Raw genomic sequence first — 15,349 nt, forward strand, 5'->3', positions numbered from 1 at the left:
CCGGAACCGGGGCGTCCCAGGAGGGAGCTTCCGCGGCTTCTTCGGCCGGGGCTTCATACGAAGGCTCTTCCGCGGGCGCTTCCGGAACCGGGGCGTCCCAGGAGGGAGCTTCCGCGGCTTCTTCGGCCGGGGCTTCGTACGCAGGCTCTTCCGCGGGTGTTTCCGGAACCGGGGCATCCCAGGAGGGGGCTTCCGCAGTCTCTTCGGCCGGGGCTTCATACGCAGGCTCTTCCGCGGGAACCTCGTTCAATGGCGCGGAAGAAACTGCCTCTTGCGGAATCAGTTCTTCGGCAAAGGGCGCCTCCGACGCCCCGGCAGGTTCAGACGGAACATCGAATAGAGGTTCTTCAGCCAGAACGTCTCCGGGAACGGGTGCTTCCGGTACGGTATCGGAAAGGGGTCCTTCTTCCTGAACCGGCGCGGATGGAGCCCCCGTGTCAAAGAGTTCTTCCGCAGGCTCTTCCCCGGGAACGGGTGCCGGAGAAGGCTCTTCAAAAGAAAAAGAGGGCTGTCCCGGTGCTGGAGGAACAACCGGCGGTTCATAAGCGGGTTCAGCGGGAGCTTCCTCGGGCACTCCGGAAACTTCCGGCTGAGGCTGAGCCTCCCCATAAGAAGCCAGCAGTTCGTCCACCTTTTGTACCAGGGCAGAGGAATCAAAGGGCTTGATCACATTGGCATCGGCTCCGGCATCCTGAGCCTTCTGTTCATCAAAGGGCTCAAATGTTCCCGTCAACAGAACAACCGGAGTTCCTGGATAACGTGCTTTAACCTGTCTGCACACCTCGTATCCATCAATGGATGGCATCACGACGTCTGCGAGGACGATATCGGGCCTGACCGCGTCAAGTTTATCAAGAGCGTCCTTTCCGTTGGAAAAGGACACCACCTCGAATCGGTCGGAAGGAAACGTCAACTCAATCACCTTCTGAATGGTCAAACTGTCATCTGCCAGTAAGATCTTTTTAGCCATTGGTCCTCCCACGTAACGTTATCATCGGGATACGGCAACTGTCAATTGCCCTATCCCGGAAAATGCAATCTTTCCAAGCCTTTGCTTGGTTTTTTTCACCGTAGTAACGGTGTGCCGCCCGATCAGGTTTCAATGGTCCTGACTCGAGAGTAAAGATCCTGAATCGTGGCAACAATGGTCTGTGTCGAGGTTCCAGGAAGGAAAATTTCTCTGATCCCCATTTGCTTCAACGCCTCCACATCCTGCTCGGGGATAATGCCACCGGCTACCACCAGGATGTCCTCGGCATTTCTGGATTTCAGCTTGGAAAGGATTTCGGGAAAGAGGGTCATGTGCGCGCCCGAAAGAATCGAAAGTCCTATGAAATCTACATCTTCCTGAACCGCAGTTACGGCGATCTGCTCGGGTGTTTGCCTGAGCCCGGAATAGATGACCTCCATTCCGGCATCTCTGAGAGCCCGGGCCACAACTTTTGCGCCTCGATCGTGCCCGTCCAGCCCCGGTTTTGCCACGAGTACTCGGATGGGTCTGCTCATGGCGATACTATATCACAACTTGGCCGTATTCCCCTTCATTTCGTCATGGAATTCCGGAAATTCCTACCGTGCTCTGGCTTCTCCCCACAGGACTTTATGGATCTGCAGGTTGAGACGCAGAGGAAGTTCCTGCTCCAGGATCCATCCGGCCAGAATTTCTGCCCTGAGATCATGAAAGGACGGGGACAGATAAACCGGGCATCGGTTCAAAAGATCGTGTTCTACGATCGTATGAATCGCCCAGTCAAAATCCTTTCGATCACAGATAACAAATTTTATGGCATCCTCAGGACCAAGATGTTTCAGGTTTTCTTCAAGAAAGGACCCGTGGATGGCGGCGCCCGGCGTTTTGATGTCCATGATGACGTGGACCTGTTCCGGAACGAGGGAAAGACTTTCCAGACCCGAAGTTTCCAGGAGGGCCGTATAGTCTGCGTCAACCAGACGTTGGAGAAGTTTTGCGGTTCCTTCCTGGTGCATCGGTTCCCCTCCCGTGATTTCGACATGGCGCCAGGGATGGGTCTTTACTTTCTCCATGATTTCATCCAGGGACATTTCGTCCCCGGTAAAGTCAAGGGCGTAGGGTGTATCACAATACCGGCAGTGCCGCCGACATCCTGAGAGGCGCACAAACACCATGGGATGACCCGAGAAGGGGCCTTCTCCCTGGATGCTCGAGAAGATCTCGGACACAATAAGTTTAGGCTCCGAGGGGGTTTTCATGGCATCATAGTATATCACGATGAAGGAAACGCGATTCTTCCTGCCCGGCATGGACAAGCCGGTACGAACCTGTCTGATATCACCCTCCTCCTACGCGGAAAGTTCCGCTCATCTCGGGTTTCAGTGGGTGTGGCGGAGATTGAACAGCCATCCCGAAGTCTTTTGCGATCGGGCGAGCCTGAATGATCGGCGGGGTGTTCATAGCGGGTATCCCCTGGGAGGGATGTCCGTACTCTTTATCACCATGCCCTACGAAGCCGCTTTTCCCGATCTCGTGCGCATGCTCACTCACCTGCAGATCCCTCCTCTCCGGGAGAACCGGTCTCCCAAACACCCGCTCCTGATTCTTGGAGGCCATTCCGCAAGATTGATTCCCCATCTGCTTCTTTCCATCGTGGACGCACTCGCTCTGGGAGATATTGAGCTACTGGGAAACCCACTTCTTGATGCGTGCGCAAGGAAGGATCGGGAAGCTCTTTTCAAAGATCTTCAGCGTATCGATGGCGTTATCTGTGATTTCCCGCCCGGTCCAAATTTTTATCGGGAGGTGAATCCCTCCTTTTTCGCACTCGAAGAGAACCTCCCGGTTGCAGCCTTCACCACCCGATCCTCAGCCTTTCCTGGTGCCTTTTTAACGGAAGCAGGAAGAGGCTGTCCCCAGCATTGCAAGTTTTGTTTTATCAGCCACGCGCAGGGTCCCTTTCATCCTTTCCCGGCCTCATCCATTCTGCAGCTGCCCGAACGGTTTCCCGGAGTGGACCATTTCGGTCTGATCGGGGCGGCCGTCGGGGACCATCCTGATATGGAGGCAATCCTGAACGTCTTTGCCGATCGGGGCAAAAGAGTCTCCCTCTCGTCGATCAAGGTTCCCTTCATGAAGGATGCGACTCTGCAGGCTCTCCGTCGCTGTGGCGAAACGACCGTGACGATTGCACCTGAATCAGGAGCTGAAGAACTGAGAAGAGCCATGAATAAGCCCTATTCCGACGAAAGGATCGTCGATGCGGTAGCCCGTGCGGGTGCGGCCGGGTTCACGCGAATCAAAACCTATTTTTTACTGGGTCTGCCGGAGGAAAAAAACGAAGACATGGCCGCGATCGGATCCCTTCTTCAGCGGATGCGGAAATCCCTTCGCCCCTCCGAGAAACAGACGGGGCGAGCCGTTGAAATCCTGGTGAGTGCAGCTCCCTTTGTTCCCAAACCTCTTACCCCCTGGTCGGAGGTTCCCATGGTCTCGGCAAAGGACATTCGTTCCCGCTGGAATACACTGCGGGGAGAGCTTCGCACAATCAACGGTGTCAGGCTTCAAAAATTCGAGTGGAAGGAAGCACTTTTGCAGTACAGGCTTCTTCGGGCTTCACCCGATGAAGCCGCTGCCCTTGTCGATGAGTTTACAAGGACCGATCCCGCGGTAGCCCGTTTCTGATACTCGGATGAATCTCAGGATTTCTGAGATAATGAACACCATGCTTTCAGGTACCGGAAACCCGACATGAAAAGCGCCCGAAGGGCAATTCTGGCAGACAGTTCTCTCTTTATCGTGGCCTGTATCTGGGGCTCCACCTTTATCGTGGTGAAGGATGCCATTGATTACATACCCGTTTACTCCTTTCTCTTTATGCGCTTCGGCCTTGCCGGGCTTCTCCTGGTTGGAATCAACCTCGTCCGGCGAAAAGCCATTCCACTTCGCAGCCTGGTGGATGGGTTCTTTCTCGGGACAGCTCTCTTTCTCGTCTTTGCATTTCAGACCTATGGTCTCCGGACGACCCCGGCTTCCGTCACAGCGTTCATTACCGGACTCTATGTAATTTTTGTCCCCCTCCTCTGGTCATTGATCCGGCGGGCCCTTCCGTCATGGAACGTGGCCCTTGGCATTCTGCTGGCCCTCGCCGGACTGGCCCTGGTCACACTCAGGGAGGCGATCTCTCTGACTTCAGGAGAATTTCTCGTTCTGATCTGCGCTATTTTCTGCGCGGTTCATATCATCCTTACGGACACCTTTTCAAAGCGGAATGATGCAGCCATCCTGACAATGGTCCAGGTCTCCATCGTATCGCTGGAATCTCTGGCCTTTTCTCTTTATTACGATCCAGGGGTTATTCCCGACGCGTTCCCGTCTCCTGTGATACTGGCCCTGATCGTGACCAGTATCTTTGCCACGGTCGTCGCATTCGGTGTCCAGACCGCAGTTCAGAAATTCACCTCTCCCAACCATACGGCGATTATCTTCACCATGGAACCGGTAGCGGCGGCGATCTTCTCCGCCCTGATGGGGGAAAGCCCCTTGAACCTCCGTCAGTATCTCGGCGGAGGCCTGATCATCGCCGCCATGATCCTCACGAAGTCCGGGGGTACGAATCTGGACGATCCGGAGATTCACGCATGATTCGATCGGCACTGATCCTGACCGTTGGAATTGCGGCACTCTCCTTTGCCGCGATCTTTATCCGTTTCTGTGAGGATGTACCCTCCCTGGTTATCGCCACCTATCGAATGGTGATCGCTTCCCTCGTTCTTCTTGCCTGGGCGCCGACCCGATCCTCTTTTTCTTTCCGAACCATCTCCCGAAGGCAATGGTTTCTCGGTTTTCTGGGAGGCCTCTTCCTCGCCCTTCACTTCGCCACCTGGATTACATCCCTGAAATTTACATCGGTTGCATCCAGCGTGGTCCTGGTTACAACCAATCCGCTCTTTGTCGGTTTTTTTTCCTATCTCTTTTTCAGGGAAAAACAGCCTCCCGCGCTCCTGGCGGGCATTGCCCTTTCCATCACAGGAAGCGTGATCATGGCCGTCGGCGATTCCGGACTGACGAACCTGGCCATCACCGATTCCAGGGCCCTGATTGGAGATGGCCTGGCCCTGTTGGGTGCCATTCTGGCTTCGGCCTATCTAATGGTAGGTGCACGATTACGCCAGAGAACCGACATCCTGACAACCGTGGTTCTGGTCTATACCTTCTCCGCCGTCATTCTTCTGCTGATTACCCTTGCGGCCGGTCTTCCCCTCAGGGGATTCTCGAACTCATCCTATCTCTACATGGTTCTCCTGGCCCTGGTTCCGCAGATCATCGGCCATACGACCATCAACTGGGCCCTGCAGCACCTTCGGACCTCGATGGTCGCGGTGGTGATCCTGGGAGAACCGATCGGGGCATCGATTCTGGCCTACCTGATCTTTCGCGAAACCGTAGGAACCCTCCAGCTTGTTGGAATCTTCTTGATCTTCTCGGCCATTCTCCTGGCATCCCGCCAGGGAAAACGTCTCGACCCGGGAGGCCCACCCCCGGTTTCTGACGTAATCTAAGCCTGAAGCAGCTGGTACAGCCTTGTGTACATTCCGTTTCGGGAAAGAAGCTCCCTGTGCGTTCCATCCTCCACCAGACGGCCGCCAAGAAAGACCAGGATCCGGTCGCATCCCCTCAGAGTGGACAGCCGATGGGCAATGACGACCGTGGTTTTCCCTTCCATAAGGCGCTCCACGGCGCTCTGAATCTTCTGCTCCAAGATACTGTCCACGGAAGCCGTGGCTTCATCCAGAATCAGGAGAGAGGGCTTCTGCACCATGGCCCGCACCACGCTGATGATCTGCTGCTGTCCCAGGGAGAGAGTCGTGTTGCTTGCTCCCAGTTCAGTCTGCAGACCGTCCGGCAGATCCGAAAACCATTCGGAAAAACCCAGATCCTGAATCATAGCTTCGATGGAGGATAGAGTTATTTCCGAATCGAACATTCGAAGATTTTCCAGGATCGACCCCTGAAAGAGGGTGACATCCTGCTGCACTTCCGCAATTACCTTTCGAAGAGAAGGAAGATCGTACTCTGCCAGGGAAACCCCATCGAGTGTAATGATCCCTTCCGTCGGATCGTAGAAGCGTTTCAACAGAGCAATAAAGGAGGATTTCCCCGCTCCCGTCGGACCGACGACTGCCACTTTCTGACCGGCCGGGATGGTCAGGTCCAGTCCTTTCAATACGGGTTCCCGATCGTACGCAAAGGAAACACGTTGAATCCGGATTTCTCCCGTAAGATTTTCGGGAATATGGGTTCCGATGTTCACGAGGTCCGGAGCAGTCTGGAGGAGATCAAAGACTCTCTCACCCGCCGCTCGTGCCGATTGGAGGACGTTAAATTTTTCGGCCAGATCGTTCAGAGGTTCATAGAAGCGTCTTGTGTATTGGATAAAGGCCAGCAGGGTTCCGAAGGTGAGGCTCTGTTCCAGGACCTGACCTCCGCCGACCCAGACAATGATAGCCAGGCCGACGGATGAAAGAAATTCCACGCCCGGAAAAAAGATCGAATAGGAAGTAATGCTCCGGATATTGGCATCCATCAGGTTCTGATTCAGGTCCTGGAAGGTATCCATGGTTCTTCTTTCCTGCTGAAAGAGCTGGATCACCGTAATCCCCGATAACCGTTCCTGAAGGTAGGCGTTCAGGGCGGAAATCGAGCGCCGTACCTCCCGATAGGCCGCAAGGACCGTCCGCTGGAACCAGACGCTGAGAAGGATCAGAAAGGGAAGGATGGAAAAGGTGGCCAGCGCCAGTTTCCAGTTGAAGATAAGCATGGCGGCAATGATGCCGGCCAGGAGAAAGAAATCCCCGAAAATACTGACAAATCCGCTGGTAAAGAGCTCATTCAGGGTGTCCACGTCGCTCATGACCCGGGTCATCAACCTGCCGACCGGATGTCTGTGAATGAAGTTCTGGTCCATATGGGTGAGGTGGCGATAGAGTTCGGCCCGAAGATCGACCATGACCCTCTGGCCCGTACCCTCCATAACTCTTGTCTGGATATGGAGAACCCCGGAAGTTACGACACTTATGAAGATATAGAGAAGGATCAGGAGGGAGAACCCGGTGAGATCCCTCTGGATTCCGTCCGAGGGAAGAAGATAGTGATCCACAGCGTACGCGGTGATGACGGGACCGGCAAGCTGGAGAAGGGAGGCGGTAATGATGAGACCGGTCGCGACCAGGGCCCGCCCGCGATAGGGATGCAGGTAACCAAGGAGCTGTCTGAACAGGTTAGTTGAATCGTGCCATTTCATCGCGTATCTGCTGGAGATCCCAGAGTCTTGCATAGAGGCCCTTTCGGGCCAGAAGTTCGGTATGGGTTCCCTCTTCCACGACTCGACCTCCGTCCAGGACAAGGATGTGATCGACGTGGGTCATGATCTTCATTCGATGAGAGACAATAAGGGAAGAGGTGGTTCGGAAATGGGAGCGAAGCTGCTGGAGAATCAGCAGTTCGGTTTCCGTATCCACGGCTGAAAGACAATCGTCGAGGAGGAGAAGAGCGGGACGCTTTAAGAGAGCCCGGGCAATGGCGACCCTCTGGCGCTGTCCTCCAGAAAGGGTTACGCCCCGTTCCCCGATGACGGTATCCAGTCCGGAAGGAAATTGTTCCAGATCGGCATGGAGACCGGCGATTCCTACAGCCCTGGCCACTTCCTCATAGGGGGAACCGGGCTGACCGAAGGATACATTTTCCATCAGCGTGGCGGAAAAGAGAAAGGACTGCTGCGGCACATAGCCGATCAGGGAACGGACCTGATCAATGGGGAGATCCCGCAGGTCCATTTCACCAAGAAAGACAGAACCGGCGGGCGGCTCCTCCACGCGGGCGATGCGATCCAGGAGAGTTGTCTTTCCGGAACCGCTGGGCCCTACAATCCCCACCCATTCACCCGGTGAACAGCGAAAGCTGACCTGGTCCAGGATTCCATCCGACAGTGAACGAACGTGAAGCCCCATGGACCGTTCCGGGACAAGGCTGCCCCTTACCCGGGGCAGGTCAGGTTGCACGGTATAGACAGATTCCATTCGTTTGAGGGATGCACTGCCTCTCTGGATCAGGTTCGCGACCCATCCAAAGGCGATCGTGGGCCAGATCAGTCGCATCAGATAGAGATGGAATTCCACGAACTGTCCGGTGCTCAGGATGCCTCGATGGAGAAGAATCCCTCCGTAGGCAAGAATCAGGATGGAACTTAATGCGATCAGGAGGCGCAACAGAGGATAGAAAACAGCCTGAAGCTTGATCAGCCGGAGATTCCTGCTGTAATACCCGTCATTCAGCGTGTCAAACCGTTTCGCAAAAACCTGCTCTGAAGAAAATCCCTGGACAACGCGCAGATTCTTCAGGTCCTCCTGCAGGGAGGCGCTCATCCGGGCATATTGATCCTGCACATCACGGAAAACCACGTGGATTTTTCGACCGAAAAAGCGGGTAACCCAGGCAACAAGGGGAAGAGGACTCAAAGCCACAAGGGTCAACCCGGCATGAATTCGACCCATCTGAACGGCTGCAAGCGCCACCACCATGACCGTGGAAACGGTGTACATCACTCCCGGTCCGATCATCATCCGAACCGCCTGAAGATCGTTCACCGTGAGGGCCATCAGGTCTCCAGGACGCCAGGCTCGATGTTGACGGGAAGGCAGCTGGAGAAGATGGTCAAAAAAGAGGTTTCTCAGGCGATATTCAATGGACCGGGCCGCAACGGCGATCACCATGCGCTGTCCATAAAGAAGAACGGCCCAGAACAATGCGAAAACGACAACCATGATTGCGCCGTGGAATAGTTCAGGTCGCGTCGGTGTATCCAGTGCACGACGGACATAGACAGGAATAAGAAGGGAAACATAAACCGATGCTGCTGTCAGAAGGAGCCCCGCCCCGTAGCGCGGCCAGGACTGTTTCAGGGCCGCAAGAAGATGGCTTCTAAAGGAAATCAGAAGGGCACATCTCCTTCAGGAGGAAGATCATCGGGAGGCAGATCATCCGACATTCCATCGGAATCACCCGTGGATCCCTTACGTTCAAGCATCTGGATATTCTGTATCCGAATTTCCGTCGTGGATCGCTTTTGACCGTCCTTTCCTTCCCAGGAACGGGTCTGGAGGCTCCCTTCCACAAGGATGAGCATCCCCTTACGGACGTAGTCCCCGCAAAACTGAGCCTGACGATCCCACGCCACGATCCGGTGCCATTCGGTACGCTCACGCCGCTCCCCTGTGGACTTGTCCCGCCAGTAGTCGTTCGTTGCGAGGGTGAAGTTGGCAACCGGTACACCCGTTTGTGTCGCTCGGATTTCGGGATCCTGGCCTACACGGCCGACTAAAATAACTTTATTTAGAGACATGATCTCACTGTAACACAGCCCCCCGGAGTTGACAACCTGAAAAAGAAAGCCCCCGATCCATCGGGGGCTGAAAGAGTGAAATCGGATGTGGGGTTAACTTTTCACTTCCGGGTTTTCTTCTCCAAAGATGTACTTGTCAAAGAAGGGACGAAAATCCTTTTTGGTGACATGGTTGACGATCAGAATGAGATCTTCCGTAATGGCCCCCATGTTCTTCTTCGCTGCCGCATTGGTGATGAGATTGAGAACCGTATTGAAGGCTTCGTCCCCAATCTCCGCCCGCAGCGCATCCAGGACAAAGGGACCCTTCCCGTAGAGCAGGCAGGTGTAGTACTCCCCGGCGGACGCCGCACCATATACGGTTCCCTTGTCTCCGCACTCCTTGGTTGAATTGACCCAGATCTGGTACTGAGACTCCGCTTTTTTCTTGTCGATGCTCTTCATGAACATGTAGGACAGGTACTCCGCGAAGGATTCAGAAATCCAGTTATCGTATTCCGTTTCAAAACCCACAAGGTTCCCGAACCACTGGTGGGCGATTTCGTGGGCATACCGTGCATTCTGCCCCAGGGAAAAGAGCCTTCGAAGGATGGTATCGTAGTCATCTTCGCTTCCTCCGAGGGGATTGAAGGCCTCGGAGGTAATTTCCACCACTCCGGATGGCGCCTGCCAGAAAAAATGCCGCTGGTAGGGAATCTCCACGACTTCCAGTTCATGGTAGGGGAACAAAGCCATCCCGCTGGAATAGAAATCGAGGATGGCCAGGCCGTTCTTGGCCAGCTTCTTGCCGGCTTTCTGTTTTCCCATAACGTAGGAATAGACCTTGACGTCGTAATCTTTTTCCGACTTTTCCGTCACATCGAATTTCCCGGCCACCAGGAATGGAAAGGAAATGGGGCGCTCTTCTCGGGTTTCCAGACAGTTCAGCTCGCCTTCCTTCCATCGCTTGATGTTCTTTCCCGTGCCGAGTGAAATGTATGGATCTTTCACCTTGATTACGGCATGGAATGGAGCCTTTGTCCAGGTCGTGTCCAATTGCGGGAAATAATCAAAGTTGCCCAGGACAAGGTAGCTGTCCCCTTCGTAATTTTTCAGGAGATTTCCTTCCGCTTCGATGGTCAGGGTAACCGACTCTTTCTTATTCAGTGCTTTGGGAAGTTCAACAAGCAGCTCATTATAACGGTGAGAAAAGGCCAGGGGCTTCCCGTCTTCCCCCGTAACCCTGGTCACGGTAAAAGGATCGCCGTATTCATTCCATGGTTTATAGGATCGATCCTTCCCGTTGATCAAGCTCAGGCCGATCACCTTTAACCCGCTGCTGTTGGAGGTAATCCGGGTCTTTGTCTTCTCCCGGACAAAGGTGTTGTCCTCGGAAACAATCTCTAGATCGATGTCGGTCTGGTAATAGGGATATTCCGGCCGCTTCCTGATATCGAAGTTGAATGGCTGGCTCACCAGGGAATCGAGATAGTAAAGATCATATACGGAACTCTTTTTCCAGTATCCGTAAAATTCGCTCTTCTCACTGACCTCATCGACCTGGTAGAAGGCATCCTTTCTTCCCCCTTCGAAGGTCGCAATCAGAGACAGTCCGTCATATTCATTCAAAAGGATGTGAGCAAAGAAGTGATCCATCCCCTGGTAGGGCGTCTTATCCCAGCGTTCAAGGCTCTTGGATACAATGTCCTTCAGTCCGGCCATGTCGGCCTTGTCCCCGGAGAACAGATCTTCGGGAATCCGATTGGCCAGAAAGACGGCATCCTTAAACGTATCGGTCAGGACATCGCCTTCTTCCAGTTTAATCTGATGGCTTTCCGTCAGGTTGGTCACATTCCCCAGACGAAAGGGCCCTTTCTGCACATGCATCGCGATCGTCCCCTCCCCGGAGAAGGCGAAACCCACCGTTTTGTCCTGGAGGGTCAGGGGAGCAACTTTACCCGTGAAGGCAAAGTCCGTATTCCCCCAGGTATGGGTATAATTCTTCAGCATAAAGGCTTCCGATCCCAGTATGGGAGATCGAAAAGTTTTCAGCTGTTCCTCAAAAGTTGCTCCCCACAGGGGGAGGGCCACAAGGGCCAGCAGAGCAAGCACACGTTTCATGAAGAACCTCCTTGGTCAGATGACATTGAATCTTTCATAATACTCTCCCGGATCCTCAGAGCAGCCTCTGATTCCGGCGCATAGAGAAGGATATCATTAAATATATCGAGCGCCTTCTGTGGATCTCCAACTTTTTCGTAGATCCCTCCCTTCTGATAGGCATTCCAGGCCAGTTCATTCAGACGGGACCGGATCGTTTCTTCATAGGGCGAGTCCTCGACATCATCCAGGAAGTGGGCTCCGTCCTTCAGAGAATCATAGGAAAAGGAGAGCATTTCCATCTGCTGCCGGGCCGCCGGGGTCACGGCGGGATCCAGGATCGTAGTCAATACGGAGTGACAGGTTTGGAGTTTTTTTACGGAACCAATATAATTTCCCGCGGCGTGGATAGCGAGATCTCGAGAGTCCTCAAAGGAATAGGCTTTCACCAGCGCTTCCACGGCTTCCTCTTCGTGTCCGAGACGCCGATTCATCTGAAAGAGCGTGTAGGCCACGACACCTGCCATGGAATCCTCCGGGTAGTTGGACAAATAGGTTTCCAGAAAGGGGATATCCGGAACCCCGTGTTCGAGGATTCCCTGAAAGGCTGAACGGCAGATTTCCCGGTCCTCGTTCAGGGAGTCTCGAACTTGCCTCAGGGAATCGAGTGCGCGCTCTCCCAGCTCCGGGTCATTTTCGAAATGTTCGATCATGGTATTCACGGTACGGAGGACTTCACCATAGTCCCTGCGGAGGGGAACCTCCTGTCTCAATCCGGACAACTGCTGATCCAGGATGGTTCTTCGCAGACCGAGGGCCCGGGGACCATGGGGATAGGCCCAGTAGGCCATCCGTTCCAGAATGTCCCTCTTTTCTCCTTCGTAGGAATCCGCCATATTCAGGAGGTCTTCCTGTGTTTTTCTCCGGAACACTGTCGGGTCCGTTACGGGTTGGGCCTGGATGGTCGGGAGGCGTAGTTCAGCAGCTTCCACACGGTCTTCGAAGTAGGGATGGGACCGCCAGTATCCGTATCCCGGAGCTTCGTAAATCCGATGGTGAAGGTTCTGAAGAAGGTCCAGAGTCCCTTCGGGGTCGAAACCGGCCATGGCCATCAGACGCATCCCTTCCCGGTCCGATTCCATCTCATACCCTCTGGAATACCCCTGCATCAGAAGCTCCTGAAAAACAGCTCCAAAGGCAATGGCTCCCTGAAGATAATTGTCCTTCTGCGTTTCGTATCGCCGAATCTCACTGTCTGGAGCGTAAACCCAGGGAAGGGAATCCTGCCTCCCCTGGTCCTTCACGCCCACTAAGATTCCCATGACAAGTGCCTGGGACAACATGGAGAGGAGTGTGGCTTTCTTCTGCATATGGACCGCATGCTCCTTCCATACATGGGTGATTTCATGGCCGATCAAGCCGGCGAGTTCTTCATCCGTCAAATTGATCTTTAACATCCCCGTCGTAATGAAAATAAATCCACCGGGCAGGGCAAAGGCATTGGGTGCGCGCATTTTGACGATCTGGAACGTATAGGGGGTATGGACTTCCGGAAGCTGAGCCGCAATCCGGTACGCAAGGTTGTTGACCCGTTCCATTTCCGCTTCATCGGTTTCCGGGGGATAGTGTTTGTAGAGCTCTACAGTAAATTCGAGGCTTCGATCAAACCACGTGGAGGGTTTCTTGCCCTTTTCCGCTCCCCATGCAGAGTGAGTGCATAGAAGAACGAGTACCAGAACGATCTTCTGGAATGGAATCCATCGTGGCCGCGGCGGACGGACACAAAACTTTAGACGTTTCACGGAAATCAAGTGTAAGTCATTCCCCCGTCGTGTTCAATTGCAGTCCTTGCATAATGTCGTCACGATGTATACGTTCGAAGAGGGGGGATCGTTCACTTTTCTTCCCGGCTCATCCATTCCTCAATCGTGCGGCACAGGTCGGAGTTTCCGCACAGAGAACGGGCAAGATTCAAGCGACGCCGGTTTTCAGGGATATCCTTCTGCAGGCCCAGGCCCAGCCGGGCCGCAGAGAAAAGGGCCGCAGGGTCACGGGGGCTGGAACGAAGAATCATGGTCCAGTACACATAGGCCTGACCTGCATATCCTGCTCCCTCCGCCAATCGTGCGAGGTCGGGCAGAAGGGATGGATCACCCGAGGTCATGGTATAGGCGCTGTGAAGCATGCGGAAAGCGCCTGGCAGTTCCCCCCGCAGCTCCAACACCCTGGAGACAGATTTGAGAACCTCGGGAACAGGCTTTCCCGAAAGATCCGTGCGATCCTGCAGCGCAAGGACGTCATCCAGGTTTCCGAGTTTCAGATTCACCCGGGCCAATCCGCCAAGAGCTCCGGGATCCCGATCATCGAGCCGCAGGCCCTCCGCGTAATCCTCCAGAGCTTCTTTCAGTTTTCCCAGAGACTCAAACGCCAGTCCACGAAGAATATAACCCGATGCGCGATAGGGTTGAGATTGTACGATTCGATCCGCATAGGTTCTGGCACTCCGATAATTCCCGCTGGAGAGGCTAAGCCGCGCCATGTGATGAAGGGCATCGGAATGGACAGGATTCTGCGTAAGAACCCCGTTGAGTAGATCCCGGGCCCGTCGTGAATCGCCATACTGAAGAGCTTCCTCCGCCTCCTCGACGATCCGGTTCGCCTTGAGCCCTTCCTCCGGCGGAATAAGGGTAGAAACCGAGTCCCGGGAAGGGGAAAGATAGCCCAATGAATGGAGAAGCTTCGATGCCTCGGGATCCTGTCCGCTTACCTGAGCGGATTTTTTCGTTCGATCCTTTAAGATCTGCAGCATATTCCGGACCTTTCTTCTCATCCGGGGAGCAAGATCAACGGTCTCCTTCGGATCGCTCTGAACCTCATAGAGCGCGAGAGTCTTTGCCCCGGTCCAGAGAAGTTTGTATGGAAAATCCAGGATGCCCCTGACGGGCTCAAATCCATAGACCATCTCTCCATAGTACGTTGTGAAGACAGGGGATTCCTCGTTGCGTGATACGCGGGGAAAATCATCTCCACTCAGAATCATGGAGTAGAGGGAAAGAAGGCTTACGGGTCCCTCGATCTCCCCACGCTTTTCGCCCTTTCCCGCACGAATCAGGAGCGGAACCCGGACCGCAGGTTCATAGAGAAGAACTCCATGCTCCCGTTCGCCCCTTTCCCCCAGCATTTCCCCATGATCTCCGCAGATTACGATACGGGCAGCAGCGGGAATGGCGGCGATCAGTTTCCCCAGGGAATCATCCATGGCTGCAATCTCACCATCATAGGGGTTCGCAAAGGCGGCCCGAAAAGGTGCCGGAGGGCGATAAGGAAAATGGGGATCAAAGTAGTGGACCCATAGAAAGAAGGGAGATTTCAGGGATTTCAGAAGCGAAAGAGCCCGCTCTGTCGTCTCCTTTGCAGAACATTCATTGGGAACGCTTCCCGTACCGATGGAGGTCATGGTGTCCTCGTACACATCGAATCCCCGGTTCAGTCCGGAAGATCTCTGCAGAACCGCGGAAGAGACAACCGCAGCCGTGGCATATCCCCGGGAAGCAAGCTGTTCCTGCAGAAGAGGAAGTGCCTCCGGGATCTTCAGGCCATTCAGAAAAACTCCATGTTCTTCGGGAGCCATGCCAGTGAGGATCGAGACATGGGCTGGAAGCGTAAGGGGAACCGGCGAATAGGCATAGGTAACCGTAACCGCGGTTTTGGCAAATTCCACAAGCCGGGGAGAGGTGGGCTGATCGTATCCATAGAGACTCAAATGGTCAGCCCGGGTCGTATCCAGAGTCACCAGGATAATATCGGGCTGATCCGCTCCGATGAGAAGACTCGAATAAAGCAATAAAAGAAGGATGGTTCGCACGGCGGATACCATTGTACCGTTACGGACCGGAAGG

General features: G+C 54.4%; 12 protein-coding genes. 3 read left to right on the forward strand and 9 right to left on the reverse strand.

The features are described 5' to 3' along the window. The 3 genes from PLD04_06650 to PLD04_06660 all read right to left on the reverse strand — a co-directional run. Window positions 1-970, reverse strand: a 970-nt coding sequence (locus PLD04_06650) for a response regulator (GenBank protein HXK68007.1), incomplete at its 3' end; no start/stop codon positions are given. A gap of 122 nt (window positions 971-1,092) precedes the next feature. After that, window positions 1,093-1,506, reverse strand: coding sequence for a cobalamin B12-binding domain-containing protein (locus tag PLD04_06655; GenBank protein ID HXK68008.1), 414 nt, complete (start codon window positions 1,504-1,506; stop codon window positions 1,093-1,095). Window positions 1,507-1,569: 63 nt separating this feature from the next. Beyond that, window positions 1,570-2,229, reverse strand: coding sequence for a 7-carboxy-7-deazaguanine synthase QueE (locus tag PLD04_06660; protein ID HXK68009.1), 660 nt, complete (start codon window positions 2,227-2,229; stop codon window positions 1,570-1,572). A 19-nt stretch (window positions 2,230-2,248) separates the two neighbouring features. Here PLD04_06660 and PLD04_06665 point away from each other — a divergent pair, with 19 nt between their 5' ends. The 3 genes from PLD04_06665 (at window position 2,249) to PLD04_06675 (ending at window position 5,532) form a co-directional block, all read left to right on the forward strand. After that, window positions 2,249-3,655: a radical SAM protein gene (locus PLD04_06665; protein HXK68010.1), complete on the forward strand. Its 1,407-nt coding sequence runs from the start codon at window positions 2,249-2,251 to the stop codon at window positions 3,653-3,655. A 66-nt stretch (window positions 3,656-3,721) separates the two neighbouring features. Next, window positions 3,722-4,615: a DMT family transporter gene (locus PLD04_06670; protein HXK68011.1), complete on the forward strand. Its 894-nt coding sequence runs from the start codon at window positions 3,722-3,724 to the stop codon at window positions 4,613-4,615. Then, window positions 4,612-5,532, forward strand: coding sequence for a DMT family transporter (locus tag PLD04_06675; protein ID HXK68012.1), 921 nt, complete (start codon window positions 4,612-4,614; stop codon window positions 5,530-5,532). The genes PLD04_06670 and PLD04_06675 overlap by 4 nt, the downstream gene beginning before the upstream one ends. On the opposite strand, the gene PLD04_06680 is transcribed toward PLD04_06675, so the two are convergent. The 6 genes from PLD04_06680 to PLD04_06705 all read right to left on the reverse strand — a co-directional run bounded on the left by PLD04_06680 (window position 5,529) and on the right by PLD04_06705 (window position 15,315). Continuing rightward, entirely contained in the window at window positions 5,529-7,274 is a 1,746-nt protein-coding gene (locus PLD04_06680) for an ABC transporter ATP-binding protein (GenBank protein ID HXK68013.1), read from the reverse strand. The genes PLD04_06675 and PLD04_06680 overlap by 4 nt on opposite strands. After that, complete coding sequence (locus PLD04_06685) at window positions 7,252-8,892, reverse strand: ABC transporter ATP-binding protein (GenBank protein HXK68014.1); 1,641 nt, start codon at window positions 8,890-8,892, stop codon at window positions 7,252-7,254. Before PLD04_06685 ends, PLD04_06680 begins: the two co-directional genes overlap by 23 nt. A 68-nt stretch (window positions 8,893-8,960) precedes the next feature. Then, window positions 8,961-9,371, reverse strand: coding sequence for a single-stranded DNA-binding protein (gene ssb / locus PLD04_06690; protein HXK68015.1), 411 nt, complete (start codon window positions 9,369-9,371; stop codon window positions 8,961-8,963). 93 nt (window positions 9,372-9,464) lie between these two features. After that, window positions 9,465-11,471 carry a M1 family aminopeptidase gene (locus PLD04_06695; GenBank protein HXK68016.1) on the reverse strand — a complete coding sequence of 669 codons (2,007 nt, stop codon included), beginning with the start codon at window positions 11,469-11,471 and terminating at the stop codon, window positions 9,465-9,467. Beyond that, on the reverse strand, window positions 11,468-13,252 hold the full coding sequence (locus tag PLD04_06700; protein HXK68017.1) for a M48 family metallopeptidase: 1,785 nt from the start codon (window positions 13,250-13,252) through the stop codon (window positions 11,468-11,470). Before PLD04_06700 ends, PLD04_06695 begins: the two co-directional genes overlap by 4 nt. Before the next feature lie 92 nt (window positions 13,253-13,344). Next, window positions 13,345-15,315, reverse strand: a complete 1,971-nt coding sequence (locus tag PLD04_06705; GenBank protein ID HXK68018.1) for a sulfatase-like hydrolase/transferase — start codon at window positions 15,313-15,315, stop codon at window positions 13,345-13,347. Window positions 15,316-15,349: the final 34 nt, after the last annotated feature.

The sequence above is a fragment of the Thermoanaerobaculia bacterium genome, assembly GCA_035593605.1.
In the GTDB taxonomy this organism is placed as follows: domain Bacteria; phylum Acidobacteriota; class Thermoanaerobaculia; order UBA2201; family DAOSWS01; genus DAOSWS01.

What these genes read in the sequence shown, in the direction of transcription:
- PLD04_06655 (HXK68008.1), bottom strand. Translation starts at nt 1,506, where the DNA reads ATGAGCAGACCCATCCGAGTACTCGTGGCAAAACCGGGGCTGGACGGG.
- PLD04_06660 (HXK68009.1), bottom strand. Translation starts at nt 2,229, where the DNA reads ATGAAAACCCCCTCGGAGCCTAAACTTATTGTGTCCGAGATCTTCTCG.
- PLD04_06665 (HXK68010.1), top strand. Translation starts at nt 2,249, where the DNA reads ATGAAGGAAACGCGATTCTTCCTGCCCGGCATGGACAAGCCGGTACGA.
- PLD04_06670 (HXK68011.1), top strand. Translation starts at nt 3,722, where the DNA reads ATGAAAAGCGCCCGAAGGGCAATTCTGGCAGACAGTTCTCTCTTTATC.
- PLD04_06675 (HXK68012.1), top strand. Translation starts at nt 4,612, where the DNA reads ATGATTCGATCGGCACTGATCCTGACCGTTGGAATTGCGGCACTCTCC.
- PLD04_06680 (HXK68013.1), bottom strand. Translation starts at nt 7,274, where the DNA reads ATGAAATGGCACGATTCAACTAACCTGTTCAGACAGCTCCTTGGTTAC.
- ssb (HXK68015.1), bottom strand. Translation starts at nt 9,371, where the DNA reads ATGTCTCTAAATAAAGTTATTTTAGTCGGCCGTGTAGGCCAGGATCCC.
- PLD04_06695 (HXK68016.1), bottom strand. Translation starts at nt 11,471, where the DNA reads ATGAAACGTGTGCTTGCTCTGCTGGCCCTTGTGGCCCTCCCCCTGTGG.